Here is a 16222-nt window from a genome sequence, read left to right on the forward strand (position 1 = left end):
GCGGGCGACCCGTGAGTCGCCCGCACGGCAAGCGAGACCGAAGGTCTCGCCCTGCTTGCGTCGCCGGAGTTCGTCCAGAGACTCGCCCCTTTCAGTCCCACCCGATTCGGCTGATTACCCTGTCTATGCGGGTGGGACTGAAAGGGGCCGTCATCGGCGCTGCGCGCCGATTGCTCGGGAGACTGCGTCTCCCGGTGTCTCTCGGGGAAGGTGGACGCAGCAAGCACTACAACGACCGAAGGGAGTGAAGCGCGCAGCAAGTCCCCCGACCCGAGAGCACGAGGGCTTTCTGGCTGTCTGAATAATCGGCACCTGCATAGCTCCCATACTCAACCCCCAGCCAACGTCCGTACGGTAGCCTTTTGCCCAGTCCGGGACAACACGATGGTAATGGCACACGACCACGACGACATGATCTGGCGGGCGGAGTCAGTCGAGACCGTCCGCTCGATTCGAGAGTCGGCGCTCGCGACGCAGGGAACCGAGTCTATTCCTATCGACGAACTCGGTGGCCGAACGCTCGCAGCGGGAATCGTCGCGGAGACGGACATCCCCGAACACGACCACGCGACGATGGACGGCTTCGCCTTCGACGCGAGCGAGGATTACCCCTTCACGGTACTCGACGAGGAGGTGTTTCCCGAGGACGAACCGCCGTCTATCGAACCCGGCGAGGCAGTGCGAATCGCGACCGGCGCGAGTCTCCCACCTGAAGCAAACGCGGTGCTCAAACGCGAGGAGTCCGAGGTCACGGACGGACAACTCACCGGGGCGGACATCGAACCGGGGACCTACGCCTACGAACGCGGGAGCAACGTGAGTGCCGGAGAGCAACTCTTCGCCGCGGGCGAGTCGCTCTCGGCAAAAGACGCCATCTTTCTGGGGGATCTGGGATACGACCAGATCACCGTCCACGAGCAGTTCTCGACGGGCGTGCTCGCGACCGGGACCGAGATCCACGAGAGCAGACAGTCGGATCTCGACTCCCCGATGCTGGCGTCGCTCGTCCGGTCGTGGGGCCACGAAGCGACCTACGAGGGCACCGTCCCCGACGAGGAAGAGCGAGTACGCGAGACACTCGCCAACCTCACCGACGCGTACGATGTCGTGATCACCACCGGCGGGACGAGCGTCGGGCACAAGGACTACGTCGTGCAGGCGCTCTCAGACCTCGGTGAGGTGCATTTCCATCGGGTTCGACTCCGCCCGGGCAAGCCCATCGCCGTCGCCACCGTCGACGATTCGGTCGTCTTCGCCATCCCCGGGAAGCCACTCGGCGCACACACCGTCTCGACGCTCGTCATGGGGCCGTTTTTCACCGGCCGGTCGGCGCTGCCCGCCCTCGAAGCGACGATGGCAGTCGACGTTGATCTTGGCCCCGAGGGCTTCGAGTACGCGATTCCGGTCACGCTTAACGACGGAACCGCCACCCCACTCGGTCACGTCGACTCGCCGCTGTCGGTCTACGAGCGAACCTTCGACCCGAGCGTCCTCTCTTCGAGTACGCGAGCGACCCGCGCCGACGGGTTCGTCCTCACCCAGTCCGACCTTCCCGCCGAGGAGACTGTCGACGTGGTCCCCTACCCGGTCGTCGAGTGAGATGAGTCTCACCGACCTTCCTGTTCGTGATCCGGCGACGTTTCCCGACACGTTCGAGCGACCCGACACCGTCATCCGCGGGGTCGTCCTCGCGGCGGGGACGAGCAGCCGATACGGAGCGGAAAACAAACTCACGGCGACGGTGGAGGGCGAACCGGTCGTCACACGAGCGACTCGAGCGCTCGTCGAGAGTTCGCTCGACGGCGTCACCGTCGTCGTCGGCCACGAGGCAGAACGGGTTCGCGAGGCGATTTCTGGCCTCGACGTGACGGTTCGGGTCAACGACAACTACAGAGCGGGTCAGAGCACGTCGCTTCGCGAGGGAATCCGCGATGCCAGCGAACGCGGTGCGGACGCGGCGCTGATCGCGTTAGGGGACATGCCGTGGGTCACGACCAGAACCGTCGACCTGCTTGCCGACGCGTACAGGTACGGCATCGCAAACATTCTCGCGGCCGCCTACCAGGGCGAGCGCGGCAATCCGACTCTCTTTGGTGCCGAGTACTTCGAGACGCTGGCCGACATCGAGGGCGACGTGGGCGGCAGGGAACTCCTCACCGAGTCAGGAGAAGCAGTCGGAATCGAGACTGGCGACCCCGGTGTCAGGCGCGATATCGACCATCCTGCGGATCTGCGTGACGAATCGCAGTCAGCGTAAAACCAAACTCCAGACTTACATTTCAGCGCGGCGTTGTTCGGTCGCGTCCTCGTCGACTGCGAGTTCGTCGCCCTCTTCGGTGAGGACGACGCCGTAGGCTTCGCGTGCCTCCTCGCGGGTGACGTAATCCTTCTGGACGTCCGTCAGCACGGCCTCGGGGTCGCGCTCGGTCGGGTCACCGAAGCCGCCAGCACCCGACAGCTGGAAGCTCACTGTGTCGCCGTATTCGAGGCTGTACTCGCCTTTGGGGTGAAGTTCCTTGCCGTCCTCGCCGGGGTTGAGGATCGTCTGTCCCTTCTCGCCACCCTCGCCGCCTTCGAGTCCCCACGGGCTGGACTCGGTTCGTTCGAGGAGGTTGGTGAACGTGATGTTCTCGCCGAGCAGCGTCAGGTCCTTCCGGAGGCCGAGGCCGCCGCGCTGGCGACCCGCGCCGCCGGTATCAGGACGGAGCGACAACTCCTCGATCACGACCGGATAGCGGGTCTCGTGGAGTTCGACCGGGATGTTGGTGACGTTGAACGATGAACAGATGCCCTCTTCGCCGTCCTTGTGGCCGGCGGCGCCGACGCCGCCGATCATGAAGTCGTAGAGGATGAATCGCTCGTCGGTCTCGGGGTCAGTCCCGCTGAAGTTGGGGTTCCCGAAGTGACTGCTGGCTGCGATGACCTGATCGGGGACGGCCTTCGCGAGCGCGCCCAGATTGAGTTCGACGAGGCGCTGATTGATGATCGGGCGGGCGTTTGCCGCACACGGCGGTTCGGGATTGAGGAAACTGCCGCGGGGTGCCCGGACGGTCATCGGGCGCATGATCCCCTCGTTCTGTGGGAGGTACTTTTCGGTGATCGCCTTGAGGACAAAGGCCGAGTACGCCCGCGTGTAGTTGATGTAACTGTTGATCGCGGAGGCAGTCTGGGGGTCGGTCCCCTCGTAGTCGAAGATCATCTCGTCGCCCGCAATCTCGATAGTGACTTCGAGGTTCACGGGGCCGCTACCCTCGTAGACGTTGTCCATCACATCAGTGAAGTTGTACTCGCCGTCGGGCATCTCCTCCAGGTCCTCGCGGACGCGCTCCTCGGAGACGTCGATGAGGCGGTCGATGGTCGCGTAGACCGTCTCGCGGCCGTACTCGTCGAACAGTTCGCTGAACAGTTCGTTGCCGCGGTGGTTGGCGTTTTGCTGTGCTCTGATGTCACCGATCACCATGTCGGGGAGGCGAACGTTCGCCTCGATGAGTTCCGTGAACCAGTCGGTGAGTTCGCCGCCCTCGATTGCCTTCGTCGGGAACAGGCGAAGCCCCTCCTGATAGATCTCGGTCGCGTCGGTGGCCTGCGACCCGGGCGAGCGCCCGCCGACGTCGATCATGTGGGCGATGGTCACCGCGTAGCCTTCGATCTGGTCGTCGACGAAAATCGGTGAGACGAGAAACATATCGGGCAGGTGGCCCGACCCCATCTCGGAGTCGTTCAATACGATTCCGTCGCCGGGTTCCAGATCCTCCTCCGAGAAGCGTTCGCGGACGTGTTCGACGGCGTAGGGCATCGACCCGAGGTGGCCGGGGCTGAAGTTGCCCTGTGCGACGAGGCGGCCGTCCTTGTCGAAGAGGCCGGTCGAGAAGTCCTGTCCGAGCGAGACTGCCTCGCTTTTTCCGGTTCGCTGGAGCACCGACCCCATCTCGTTGCACATCGCGCTGAGTCGGTCCCAGATGACGGTGAACGTGATCGGGTCGAGGTTCTCCGAGTCGATGTCTGCGCTGTCTGTCTCAGGTGTGTCTTGGTCGCTCATTGTGCACCTCCAACGTCGATCCGCAGATTGCCGTACTCGTCGACGGTCAACTGGTCACCCGGCGGGACGACCGTCGTGGAGTTTATCTCCTCGACGACGGCGGGGCCAGAAAGCGTCGCGCCCGGCCCGAGTTCGTCGCGGTCGTAGATGCTCGTCTCGGTGAAGCCGCCTGCGGACTCGAAGTAGGCCTCGCGGGTGCCCTTGCGCGCGTCGCTTGCGCGCGAGGACCCTCCCTCGATCTTGGTCCGCGACATCGACTCCGTCGGGCTGCGAACGGTGACCTTCCAGGTGATCCCCTCGACGTCCTCGTCGGGGTCGCTGTAGCCGTACGTGCGCTCGTAGGTGTCGTGGAACCGCTGCTGGATGGTCTCGACGTCCTCGGCACCGAGCTCGCCGTTTGGGATCTCGACGCCGATCTCGTGGGCCTGTCCCACGTACTTCATGTCTGCCTCGCGCTCGACGACGACGTCGTCCCCGCCTGCCATCTCGATGAGTTCGCGCCCCTCGGCTTCGAGTTGCTCGTAGATGTCGAGGATGTCGTCGACGGCGTCTGCGGTCAGTTCCGTGATGTGGGTCTGGTCGAGGTGGAACTCGATATCGGCGACGAGCAAGCCACCGGCGGAGGCGACGCCCGCGCCCTCGGGGACGTACACCCGGGGGACGTTGAGTTCGTGGGCGATGAAGGCACCGTGGACGGGGCCTGCACCGCCGTACATGATCATCGCGAACTTCCGCGGGTCGAGGCCGCGCTCGGAGGCGTGGATCTGACTCGCGCGGGTCATCTCGTTGTCGACAATCTCTTTGATTCCCCAGGCCGCCTTCGGCACGTCGATGTCGAGCGGGTCGCTGACGGTGCGCTCGATCCCCTCGTGTGCGCCCTCGACATCGATGTCCATCCGGCCGCCGAGGAAGAAGTCGGGGTTGATGTAGCCCAGTGCCAGGTCGGCGTCGGTGACGGTCGGTTCCGTCCCGCCGCGGTCGTAGCAGATCGGACCGGGCTGTGCGCCCGCGCTCTCCGGGCCGACCGTGATGCGGCCAGTCGAGTCCACGCCAGCGATCGACCCGCCGCCTGCGCTGATCTCGATCATGTCGACGACGGTCAGGTTGATCGGGAGGCCGCTGCCTTCCTTCATCTTCGCTTCGTCGACCTCGAAGACGTCGGTGCGCTTTGGTTGGCCGGTGACGACGAAACAGATCTTCGCGGTGGTGCCGCCCATGTCGAAGGAGAAGATGTTGTCCTCGCCGAGCGTCTGGCCGAGGTGGGCGGCGCTGAGCGCGCCCGCGACGGGGCCGGACTCGGTGATCTGGACGGGCGACTCCTGGATCATCTCGGGGGTCGCGACGCCGCCGCTGGATTTCATCATGAAGAAGGAGCCGTCGTACTCCCGTTCGTCGAGTGAGCCCCCGATCTTGCCGAGATACTCGTGGACGCGGGGCTTGATGTAGGCATCGACTGCGGCGGTGTTGGTTCGTTCGTACTCGCGGTACTGTTTCGAGATGTTCGACGCGCGGGCGGTCTGGAGTTCCGGCGCTTCCTCGTTGATGATCGACTCGGCCTCGACCTCGTGGCTGTCGTCGTCGTAGGAGTGGAGGAAGCTGACGGCGACCGACTCGTACTCCTCGGAGAGGTCGTTCGCCAGGTCGCGCACCTCGCCTTCGTCGAGCGGCGTGATGACGTCCTCGCGGGGGTGAATCCGTTCGGAAACCTCGTAGATGTCCTCGCGGTCGATAATGGGGTCGGGCTTTTCGATGAACAGGTCGTAGAGGTCGTATCGCTTCTGTCGCCCGAGGATGGGCACGTCGCGAAAGCCCTCGGTCGTGACGAGGGCCGTCTCTGCGCCCTTCCGTTCGAGGACCGTGTTCGTCGCGAGAGTCGTTGCGTGGATGATCTGCCGGACGTCATCCAGCGACGCGTCGACCTCGCCGAGGAACTCGTCGATCCCGTTGAGGATCCCACGAGCGGGGTTCTCCCGGTCGGTTGGGTACTTGTACACGTCCAGTTCGCCACTCTCTTCGTCGACGAGAACAAAATCGGTAAAGGTACCACCTACGTCGAATCCTATACGCTTGGGCATCATCCTCACATATTCTATCCCGCGTAATAAATTCACAGCATCACGCCTCGTCACGTGAGGTTTCCGCACGATGTTGCGCCCCGTTCGATTCTACCACGAGACGGATCGCCCGGGACAGCAGAAACAGACCGTTCAGTTCTCGACTCGTCGGGTCGGCATCTAGTCGCTCTCGTTGATGACGCGCCAGACGTCCTCGGGGGTGATCGGCGTGTCGACTTCCTCGCCGAAGCCAAACGGCTTCAGTGCGTCACAGATGGCGTTTATGACTGCCACGTTGGCCGCAGTCGGGCCGCTTTCGCCGACGCCTTTGGCTCCGAGCGGGTTGTCCGGCGACGGCGAGGAGATCCCGTCGATCTCCATCTCGGGCACGTGGTAGGACTTTGGCATCGCGTAGTCCTGCAGCGAACTCGTCATCATGTTGCCGCTCTCGTCGTAGGCGACATCCTCGTACATCGCCTGTGCGATGCCCTGGGCGATGCCGCCGTGGAGCTGTCCCTCGACGATCTTCGGGTTGACGCGGTTGCCGACGTCGTCGACTGCGACGTAGTTCTCGAACTCGATCTCGCCCGTGTCGGGGTCGATTGCGACGACGGCGACGTGTGTTCCCGTCGTCATCGTCAGTTCGTCCGGCAGCCAGTACGCGGTCGATTCGAGCCCTGGCTCGACTTCGCCGGGCAGGTCGAAGGCCCGATGGGCCGAGTTGGCGATGTCCTGAATCGTCAGCGAGCGCTCGGGCGCGCCGGAGATGTAGAACTCGCCGTTCTCGAACTCCACGTCCTCCGCGGCCGCTTCGAGTTCGTGCGCAGCGATTTCGCGGGCGTCCTCGACTACGTCCCGTGCGCTCTCGACGAGCGCCGACCCGCCGACGACCAGACTCCGACTCGCGTGGGTACCGGTTCCGTCGTTGAGTTGGCGGGTGTCGCCCTCGATGATCTCGATGTCCTCGATGGGTACGCCGAGTTCGTCAGAGAGGATCTGGGCGTAGGCCGTGTCGTGCCCCATCCCGAAGTCCATCGTCCCGCAGTAGGCGGTCACGGTACCCGATGGGTTGATCGTGACGCGACCGGACTCCCAGTGGGTCTTGAAGATGCCTGCCTTCTTACAGATGTCCGCGGGGCCGACGCCGCTGACGTGGGCGTAACAGGACAGGCCGACGCCGAGATAGCGGTCGTCATCGTCACTTCGTGCTTCCTGCCGCTCGCGGATCTCGTCGTAATCGGCCAGATCGAGCGCCTTGTCCAGCGCTTTGTGGAAGTTGCCGCTGTCGTAGCGCTCGCCGGTGACTGACTCGTAGGGGAAGGCGTCGGTGGGGATGAAGTTCTTCCGGCGGAGTTCGGCCGGGTCCATGCCGATCTCCTCGGCGGCGGCGCTCACCAGTCGCTCGGTGAACGTGATCGCAGAGACTTCGTGGACGCCGCGGAACGAATCGAGCGGCGTCGCGTTCGTCAGCGCACCCTCGATGCGGGCGTGCAGTTCCGGCAGGTCGTACTGGCCGGGGAGCAGGTCCACCGAGAAAATCGTCGTCAGCATGTGGACGTGTGAGGAGACGTACCCGCCCACGTCGGCGAGTCCCTCGGTTCTGATCGCCAGAATGTTCCCGTCCTCGTCGAGGGCGATGTCGCCCTCGTAGTTCAGCCCGCGGCCGTGCGAGGAGGTCTGGTGGATCTCCGTTCGCTTGGCCTGCCACTTGATCGACCGTTCGAGTTCGCGCGCGACCCACGGAACGAGCGCCTCGATGTCGTAGTTGTGGATCTTCGCCCCGAACCCGCCGCCGACGCGGGGTGCGTCGATGTGGATCTTGTGTTCCGGATGGCGGATGATCCCCGAAATCGCCGACCGGTCGGAGTGGGGCGTCTGCGTACTCATCTGGATCGTCAGGTCGTCGCTGCCCGAGTTGTACGTGGCGATGGCCGCTCGCGGTTCGAGCGCGTCGGGGATGATGCGCTGTTCGTCGACGCTGACGCTCGCGGTGTGGGCGGCCTCCTCGAAGGCCTCCTCGACGGCCTCCTCGTCGCCGAACTCCCACTCGTAGGCGAGGTTGTCCTCGTAGTTCTCGTGGAGCGTCGGCGCGTCCTCGGAGAGCGCTTCCTCGGGGTCCGTCACGGAATCGAGTCGTTCGTAGTCGACTTCGATTGCGTCGACGGCGTCCTGTGCGCGGTAGCGGTCCTCCGCGATGGCGATGGCGAGCGGTTCGCCCTGATAGCGAACCTTGTCGCGCGCGATGACCGGCCGGAACAGTTCCGGTGGCACCTCGATGTAATCCGTCGACATCGAGGGGATCTTTCGCGGCGCGGGTGTCTCCGCCTCGTCCATGTCCTCCGCGGTGAAGACGGCGATCACGCCGTCCAGCGCTTCCGCTTTGCTCGTGTCGATGTCGTTTATCTCTGCGTGTGCGTACTGGCTCCGGTAGACCGCGGCGTGGCCTGCCCGCGCGACGTCGATGTCATCCGTGTAAGTCGCGCGACCGGTGGTGAACTCCCGGTCTTCGACACGGTCGACTGGCGAGCCAACTACCTTGTCCGATTCCGTTGCGTCAGATATGTTGCTTGTCATGGGTTCGTAGTGAGTCAGTCTGTCTGATAGTTCGTTCGGCGTGCAGTGTCATGAGGTTTGCTCATGTGCGTGGCAACTAGTGACACGCGGCTGTGGTCGCTCATCGGTCCACCTCCACGCGCTCGTGGATCGGGGACTTCCGGTCGCGGAGGTGCTGTGGGTCCCGTTCGTTGGCGACCGCCTGCACCTCTCCGACGATACTCAACGCGATCTGATAGGGCGTGCCGCCGCCGAGGTCGAGTCCGACCGGCGTGTAGATCCGGTCGAGTTCGGCGTCGGAAAGCGGTTCTCGGTCTGCCTCGATATCCTCGACGACCTCCTCGAATCGCTCTGTCGGTCCCATCAGGCCGATGTAGGGCGTCTCGGTCTCCAGCAACTCCTCGATAGTGATGGTGTCGTCGACGACGTTGTGTGTCATCACGACGGCGTAGGTGTCTTCGTCGAACGCCAGCGTCTCGTGGATCTGGGCTGGCGACGTCGACAGCACGCGGTCGGCGTTCGGGAACCGCTCGGCCGTGGCGAGTCCGCCCCGAAAGCCGATGACGGTGACCCGAAAGTCCATCCGGTCGGCGAGTTCGACCACGGGCGTCACGTCGTGGCCGGTGCCGAAGACGACGAGGTCGGGTCGTGCAGTCACGCTGTCGACGAACACGCGGACTGTCTCACCTTCGTGTTCGACCTCCAGCGTATCGGATTGTCCAGCCGAGAGCAGCGTCTCGACTGGCTTCTCCAACTGGTCGACGAGCCACTCCGGCCAGTCGCCGACGACGGTCGTCGCCCCTGAGATGTCGCCGTCGGGGACGAGCATCCGGTCACCCTGTTCGATTCCGTCACCGTCGAGAACGGTCAGGACGACCATGTCCTCGCCGCTCTCGTAGGCGTCGACGACCGGTCGGTAGTCGTCGGTCAGCGGTTCGACCAGCAGGTCGATGATGCCGTTACAGCCGAGTCCGAGCCCCCACACGTCGTCGTCGCCGGTCAGGTCGAACTGCTCCACGCGCGCCCGGCCGTCCGAGCGAACCTCCGCGGCCAGATCCAGCACTTCGTCTTCGAGACAGCCAGCGGTGATGCTTCCGACACCCGCGCTCTCCTCCGAGACGACCATCTTCGCGCCCGGGCGGCGGAAGGCGTTGCCCTCGACGTCGATGATGGTCGCAAGGACTGCAGAGTCGTCGCCGAGCGAGCGGTCGAGCGCTCGCATGACGGCGGACTCGGGGACGCTCCAGTGTTCTGATTCGTCGTCTGTCATGTGTGTACTCCAGTTCGGTGATAGCCAAGTGGTTCGGTTCCCGTGTACTGTTCGAGCTGTCGAGCCAGTTCCTCGATGTCGGCCGCGCCCGCAAAGGGGAAGATGCCGTCGACGTACGGGTCAGCCGCTTGCATCCCGCTTGCGGTCGGCTCGAACGACGGTGAGGCGGCGAGCGGGTTGAGCCACAGGACCAGCGGCGAGCGCTGAGACAGCCACACGACGCCGTCTTCGAGTTCCGACACGTCGCCCATCTCCAGCCCGTCGCTGATCACGAGCGTGATGGTTCGGCGGTCGACCGCGCCCGGATGGCGGTCACGGACGGCCGTCAGCGCGCCGCCGATGCGGGTCCCGCCGCCCCACTGGGCCTCCGCGCGTTCGAGTGCGTCGTAGGCCGCTGTCGTGGTCTCGGCGTCGAATGCGGCCGATACTTCCTGTACGTCTGTATCGAACAGGAAGATCCGAAGCGAGCGCCACTCCGTCCGCAACTCACAGAGGAATCGAACGAGAAAGTCCCGGTCGATCACGTCGAGCACCGACCGGCTCACGTCGACGAAGACGACGCCGCGGAGTTCGGTCGGCGTGAAGTCGCGTTTCGGCAGCGACAGCGGCGTGCCGCCTGTCACGGCACTCCGGCGTAGCGAGCGGCGAACGTCGAGGCGTCGACCCCGGTTCGCTCGCTCGGTCCGACGGCCGGGCAGCGTGGCGAGTGCCCGAGTCAGTCGCTGCGTCGCCGTCTCGGTCCGGTCCCCGTCGCCGAACACGCCAGACGGGTCGACTCGCTCGGACTGACCGGCCGGGCTGTAGGTCGCACTCGTATTGTCGTCTGCGGGTTCGCCCGACTGTCCCTCGGTGACGCCGCGACGCACGCCCTCGGAGCCAGCATCGCCCTCGCGTCTCGTTCGCTCCTCGTCGTCGCCCTGAGGCGTTTCGACTGTCGGCGGTTCCAGCCCACCTGTCTGTTCCTCGTCGGCCGGTTCTGTCGTCGGGTCAGTGAGATCCTGTACCCGCGACCAGAACTGGGCGAACAGGCGGTCGAACAGGTCGTAGTCGGTCGGTCGTGTGAGCAACGCAGCGCGCAGCGAGCGCTGCACGCGCTCGCGGTCGCTGAGACCAATCTCGGCGAGTGCTTCGGCGGCCGTCTGACTCGCGTTCGCTGGCACGTCTGCGCCCTGCTGTCTGAGCGCACGGGTAAAGGCGACCAGTTCCTCGCGGAATCGGTCAGTGGGCGTCGTGTGGCCGTTCTGCTGTTGATCCGCCACAGCCACATCCTGCTGACTGTCCGGTGTGGTCGGTTCCGCATCCGCGGACTCGTCGCCGTTACGCTTCGTCATGTGATGTCTCAGTTCCAGCGGCGTTCACGAGCGTTTCCAGCGTCTCGTCGTCCATTCGCTCGATGTCCTCGGCCTCCTTGAGCAGCGTTCCGAGCGTCCTGTGGACGGTTTCTGTCGAGAGCGACGTCTCCTCGAGGGCGGCGAGTGCGTTCGCCCAGTCGAGCGTCTCCGAGACTCCCGGCGGCTTGCGAAGCGGTTCCTTTCTGAGATTCTGCACGACCCCGACGATCTCGGCGGCGATCGTCCGGTCGAGTTGGGGCACCTTCCGTCGGACGATTTCCTCCTCCTTGTCGGCGGCAGGTGGTTCGAGATACAGGTACAGACACCGGCGCTTGAGCGCGTCGGACAGCGCACGCGTCCGATTCGACGTGATGACCACGATCGGCGGTACGTCGGCAGTGATCGTTCCCAGTTCGGGGACAGTCACCTGAAACTCGGAGAGAAATTCCAGCAACAGCGCCTCGAACTCCTCGTCGGCCCGGTCGACTTCGTCGATCAGTAACACGGACGGGCGGTCCTCGCTCGCGCGGAGTGCGCGCAAGAGCGGGCGTTCGAGCAGGTACTCCTCGGAGAACACGGACGCTTCAGGCAGGGACTCGTCGGTCTCCGCGCCGGTCGTTCGGGACTGCACGGCGAGGATCTGTTTCGTGTAGTTCCACTCGTACAGCGCGTTCTCGGCGACCAGCCCCTCGTAACACTGCAGACGGATCAGTTCCGTCGCGAGTCCCTCGGAGAGCACCTTCGCGAGTTCGGTCTTGCCCGCGCCGGGAGGCCCCTCGACGAGCAGCGGCTTCCCCAGCCGGAGCGCGAGCAACACCGTGGTCACGATGTCGTCGTCTGCGACGTAGTCGGCGCTCTCGAAGCCCTCTCGAAGTCGCTCCTCGGAGATGTCCTCGAACGCGCTCGGCTGGTGTGTCCCACTCATCGTCGATTACAGCGAGTCGAGTGCGGCTTCGACTGCGTCCTCGGTGTAGACCTTCAGCAGTTGCAGGCGGAACTCGGGGGAGGCCTGCATGTCGTCCATGACCATGAACTCGTCGAGGTCGTCGGGCGCGTGCGCGGCGGCGTCCTCGATCTCCTCCGATGAAAGCGAGTCGACCGACTCGCCGGTGAGCGCGTCCTCGACGGGGCCGAGACGGACCCCGTGGTCCATCACGCCGTTTGCGGCGATGCGAACGTCGGTGAGCGTCCCGTCTTCGGCCTGCAGGTTTGCGGCGACGCCGACGAGCGCGTAGCCCGACGATGGGCTGGGCTTTTTGACGTATGCCCCGCTTGCATCGGGTTGCCGCGGGATTTCGACGGCCGTCAGAATCTCGTCTTCCGCGATGTCGTTCGCGTACATCCCGTGGAAGAAGTCGTCGATGGGAATCGCTCGCTCGCCGTCTGGACCCTGCACGTGAACGGTCACGTCGGCAGCGAGCGCCGCCGCCGGGAGGTCCGACGCGGGGTCGGAGTGAGCGAGATTTCCGCCGAACGTCCCGCGATTCCGGACCTGCTTGTCACCGACTGCGTGGGTCGTCTCGGCGATAACCGTGTTCTCCTCCCAGAGTTGGTCGTCGTCGACGACGGTGGCGTAGGTCGTCGCTGCGCCGACCGTGATCGTCTCCTCGCCGTACTCGATTCCGGTCAGGTCGTCGACCTCGCTGATGTCGACGAGCGAATCAGGGCTGGAGAGCCCGGATTTCATCGTCGGGAGCAGGCTGTGCCCGCCAGCGAGCAGTTCCGCTCCGGGGTTGTCCGCGAGCATATCGAGCGCTTCCTCGACGCTCTCCGGTCGGTGGTAATCGAAGCTGTCGGGATACATCGATCAGTCACCACCAGTTTCGGCCGGGACGCCGCCGTCGGTCGCCGACTCGGCTTCGTCACCGTACATTCGTTCTGCTGCGGATTCGACCGCACGGACGATGTTCTGATAGCCCGTACACCGGCAGAGATTCCCCTCGATCGCTTCCCGGATCTCCTCGTCGTCCGGGTTCGGGTCCTCGGTCTCCTCGAGGAACTCCTTTGCGGTCATGATCATGCCGGGCGTGCAGTAGCCGCACTGGAGTCCGTGCTCCTCGTTGAACGTTTCCTGCAGTGGATGCAGGTCGTCGTGGGCCTCGGCCAATCCTTCGACGGTCGTAATCTCGGCCCCGTCGGCCTGCACGGCGAGCATGGTGCAGGACTTGACCACGTCGCCGTCGACTTCGACCGTACAGGCACCGCACATGCTACTCTCACAGCCGACGTTCGGGCCCGTGTAGCCGAGTTCGTCTCGGAGCGCGTGCACGAGCAGCGTTCGCGATTCGACAGTCAGCGTCTGTTCGGTTCCGTTGACAGTGAGTGTGATCTCGTGTGAACTCATCGGTTAGAAATAGCTCTTGATTCGGTCACGGAGGTTCCCGCTCTCATCGCCGACGTCCTGAAGCTGTTTTTGGACCTTCTTGAAAAAGCGGTTGATGACGCGGTTCGCAACCGGGCTGATGACGCGCTGTCCCATGTTTGCGATCCGGCCGAACACGCTTGTCTCCGCCCACCAATCGACCTCGACGCCGTTCTCGATCTCTCGCAGCTCCATCCCGGCATTCATCTCGAAGCTACTGTCGCTCGCACTCCCCTTGCCTGAAGAGCGCATCTCGGGGAACTCACGGTGTTCGATCGTGACGACAGTCTCGAACGTCGGCTTGACGCTGCCGACACTCAGTTGCATCACTGCCGCGTACTTGCCACCCTCCTTGAACGCACGGGCTGCGACATCGTCTGGGTCCGCGTCCGGGAGGATCGGAACGTCTTCGTCGTTCTCCTGAGCCTCTGCGAGCAGCGCATCGAAGTCAGGATCGTCGTCTTCGACCTCGACGAGGAACTGACAGCCTGGAAGGGCTTCCTTGATCATCTCTGGGTCGGAGAGGGCCATCCACACCTCCTCCATCGTTACGTCTTCGAGTGTGAACGTATCATTAAATTCCATGGAAAACCCTCACCTCTGGGAACGTGTGTGTCTGCGACATTATGTGTACACCGTGATGATCTGGTCATCTTACGTACTTAAATCCAGCGGGAGCCGGTGACACACAAAGCGATCAACTACGGCGGATTGTGCTGCTTTCTGTCCCTGAACGCTCGGATTTGCCGGTCTGGTCGGCGGCCCTTGGAACGTGTTGGCGACCGACAGTGGTTATCCGTTTTGTGCTTCGAGTTCTTCGAGTTCGTGGCGGCGAACCTTCCCCGTGACCGTGGTCGGCATCTCGTCGATGAACTCGATCTCGCGAGGGTACTGGTACTTCGCGAGTTGCTCGCGGACGTGCGTCTGAATCTGCTCTCTGAGTTCGGCACCGGGTTCGACGCCCTCCTGCGGTTCGACGTAGGCTTTGACGATTTCGCCGCGCTGGCTGTCTTCGACGCCGATGACGCCGACGTTCGCTACCTCCGTGAGTTCGATGATCGAGTCCTCGACTTCGGGCGGGCCGACCCGGTAGCCCTGCGTGATGATGAGGTTGTCGTCGCGCGATTTGAACCACAGGCGGCCGTCTTCGTCCCGGTAGCCGAGGTCGCTTGTGTCCATCCACTCGCCGATGAACTTCTTCTCGGTCCCCTCCTCGTCGTTCCAGAGTCGTCGGAACATCGCCGGGTCGGGCTTGCGGAGCGCGATGTGGCCGGTCTCTTCCACGTCGACGCGCTCGCCGTCGTCGTCGACGATGGCGACGTCGTGACCAGGGGCCGGGAAGCCGAGGCTGCCGGGTTCGACATCGAACCACTGTGAGCAGGTCGTGACGAGATGGATCGCCTCGGTCTGCCCGTACATCTCGTTTAGATTTGCACCCAGCGTCTCCGTCACGAAGTCGTACAGCGACTCCGAGACCGGTTCGGAGCCGGACATCACGACCGAGAGCGTCGACAGGTCCCACTGCGAGGAGTCGAGTTCGGACATCGGCTTGAGCATCCCGGGGACGAGCACGGCCCGCGTCGGCCCCCACTTCTCGATGTTGTCGTACACTGTGGTCGGGTCGAACCCGGAGTTCGAGTCGTACCGGAAGGCTGGACAGCCGTAGTGCCACGTGCCGAGAATGAGATTCAGCCCGCCGATCCACGCGAGATCCGGCGTCACGTACAGCAGTGGGTCGTCGTCCGACCAGGGCAACTCGAAGCACATCTGAAAGCTCGGCAGCCAGCCGATCAGTGCCTGATGGGCCTGCACGACGCCCTTTGGCTTGCCGGTCGTCCCGCTCGTGTAGAGGATCATCGCCGGGTCCTCGGGGTCGGTCTCGACTGCGTCGAACTGGTGCGAGCGGTCGGCCCCGAGTTCGTCGAACTGGATCGTCTCGGACCCCTCAATCGTCGGTTCCTCGCGGAACCCGGCGATGAGTTCGACGGTGTCGACGTTCGCAACCGATTCGGCGACGGTGTCGAACAGGTCGGGCGCGGCAAACACCGCCGTGGCTTCACAGTCTTCGAGGCGGAAGGAGAGTCCGTCCGGCCCGTACAGCACCGAGAGTGGGACGCTGATCGCGCCGAGCTTCCACGCCGCCAGATGGGTGAGCATCACCTTGTCGCTCCGAGTGCCCAGGATTGCGATCCGGTCGCCTTCACCGATCCCTCGCGCGTCGAGCGCGTTCGCAATCTGGTTCGAGCGCCGGTCGAGTTGCCAGAACGTGTGCGTCCGGTCCGGGCCGTCCTCGATGTCCTGAAAGAGCGCGACACTTCCGCGCTTGTCGGCGTGTTTGGTCACTGTGTCAGTCGCGATGTTGAACGTCTCGGGGATGTCCCACTCGAACGACTCGCGGGCGTCCTCGTAGTCCTCGAACGCCGCCAGATTCGGTACCGGTTCCTCCGCCCAGTCGACTGTGATCGTCCCGAAGGACGTGTCCTCCGCTGGCATAGTTATCGTGTGCCAGTAGATCGAATTTACGAATAAATGTTCGGGAGACAGTTTCCGAACTCTTTGTCCCGGCTGTGTCCACCCACGTGATTTACGTGCCCCCGATACATTCTCTCGGGT

The 16222-nt window shown here is 64.1% G+C and carries 12 protein-coding genes; 2 read left to right on the top strand and 10 right to left on the bottom strand.

The features are described 5' to 3' along the window. Nucleotides 1–390: 390 nt before the first annotated feature. A complete protein-coding gene (locus tag ACMGFL_RS01400) occupies nucleotides 391–1599 on the top strand; it encodes a molybdopterin molybdotransferase MoeA (protein WP_436933742.1) in 1209 nt (402 codons plus the stop codon). A gap of 1 nt (nucleotide 1600) precedes the next feature. Next, nucleotides 1601–2257 carry a nucleotidyltransferase family protein gene (locus ACMGFL_RS01405; RefSeq protein ID WP_436933743.1) on the top strand — a complete coding sequence of 219 codons (657 nt, stop codon included), beginning with the start codon at nucleotides 1601–1603 and terminating at the stop codon, nucleotides 2255–2257. A 15-nt stretch (nucleotides 2258–2272) separates the two neighbouring features. Here the strand turns inward: ACMGFL_RS01405 and ACMGFL_RS01410 are convergent, their stop codons facing one another. From ACMGFL_RS01410 to ACMGFL_RS01455, 10 genes are all read right to left on the bottom strand, one after another. Continuing rightward, nucleotides 2273–4039 carry a hydantoinase B/oxoprolinase family protein gene (locus ACMGFL_RS01410; RefSeq protein ID WP_436933744.1) on the bottom strand — a complete coding sequence of 589 codons (1767 nt, stop codon included), beginning with the start codon at nucleotides 4037–4039 and terminating at the stop codon, nucleotides 2273–2275. Then, nucleotides 4036–6114 carry a hydantoinase/oxoprolinase family protein gene (locus tag ACMGFL_RS01415; protein WP_436933745.1) on the bottom strand — a complete coding sequence of 693 codons (2079 nt, stop codon included), beginning with the start codon at nucleotides 6112–6114 and terminating at the stop codon, nucleotides 4036–4038. The genes ACMGFL_RS01410 and ACMGFL_RS01415 overlap by 4 nt, the downstream gene beginning before the upstream one ends. 159 nt (nucleotides 6115–6273) lie before the next feature. Then, a complete protein-coding gene (locus ACMGFL_RS01420; protein ID WP_436933746.1) occupies nucleotides 6274–8667 on the bottom strand; it encodes a xanthine dehydrogenase family protein molybdopterin-binding subunit in 2394 nt (797 codons plus the stop codon). Between the two features lie 100 nt (nucleotides 8668–8767). Continuing rightward, on the bottom strand, nucleotides 8768–9916 hold the full coding sequence (locus tag ACMGFL_RS01425) for an XdhC family protein (RefSeq protein WP_436933747.1): 1149 nt from the start codon (nucleotides 9914–9916) through the stop codon (nucleotides 8768–8770). Next, nucleotides 9913–11247, bottom strand: a complete 1335-nt coding sequence (locus tag ACMGFL_RS01430) for a vWA domain-containing protein (RefSeq protein ID WP_436933748.1) — start codon at nucleotides 11245–11247, stop codon at nucleotides 9913–9915. The genes ACMGFL_RS01425 and ACMGFL_RS01430 overlap by 4 nt, the downstream gene beginning before the upstream one ends. Beyond that, nucleotides 11234–12172, bottom strand: coding sequence for an AAA family ATPase (locus tag ACMGFL_RS01435; RefSeq protein ID WP_436933749.1), 939 nt, complete (start codon nucleotides 12170–12172; stop codon nucleotides 11234–11236). Before ACMGFL_RS01435 ends, ACMGFL_RS01430 begins: the two co-directional genes overlap by 14 nt. 6 nt (nucleotides 12173–12178) lie before the next feature. Next, complete coding sequence (locus ACMGFL_RS01440; RefSeq protein WP_436933750.1) at nucleotides 12179–13051, bottom strand: FAD binding domain-containing protein; 873 nt, start codon at nucleotides 13049–13051, stop codon at nucleotides 12179–12181. A 3-nt stretch (nucleotides 13052–13054) separates the two neighbouring features. After that, complete coding sequence (locus tag ACMGFL_RS01445) at nucleotides 13055–13591, bottom strand: (2Fe-2S)-binding protein (RefSeq protein WP_436933751.1); 537 nt, start codon at nucleotides 13589–13591, stop codon at nucleotides 13055–13057. Nucleotides 13592–13594: 3 nt separating this feature from the next. Further along, on the bottom strand, nucleotides 13595–14194 hold the full coding sequence (locus tag ACMGFL_RS01450; protein WP_436933752.1) for an SRPBCC family protein: 600 nt from the start codon (nucleotides 14192–14194) through the stop codon (nucleotides 13595–13597). Between the two features lie 207 nt (nucleotides 14195–14401). Continuing rightward, on the bottom strand, nucleotides 14402–16102 hold the full coding sequence (locus tag ACMGFL_RS01455) for an acetate--CoA ligase (RefSeq protein ID WP_436933753.1): 1701 nt from the start codon (nucleotides 16100–16102) through the stop codon (nucleotides 14402–14404). Between the last annotated feature and the right edge of the window lie 120 nt (nucleotides 16103–16222).

It is taken from the genome of Halovenus marina (genome assembly GCF_051414115.1).
In the GTDB taxonomy this organism is placed as follows: domain Archaea; phylum Halobacteriota; class Halobacteria; order Halobacteriales; family Haloarculaceae; genus Halovenus; species Halovenus marina.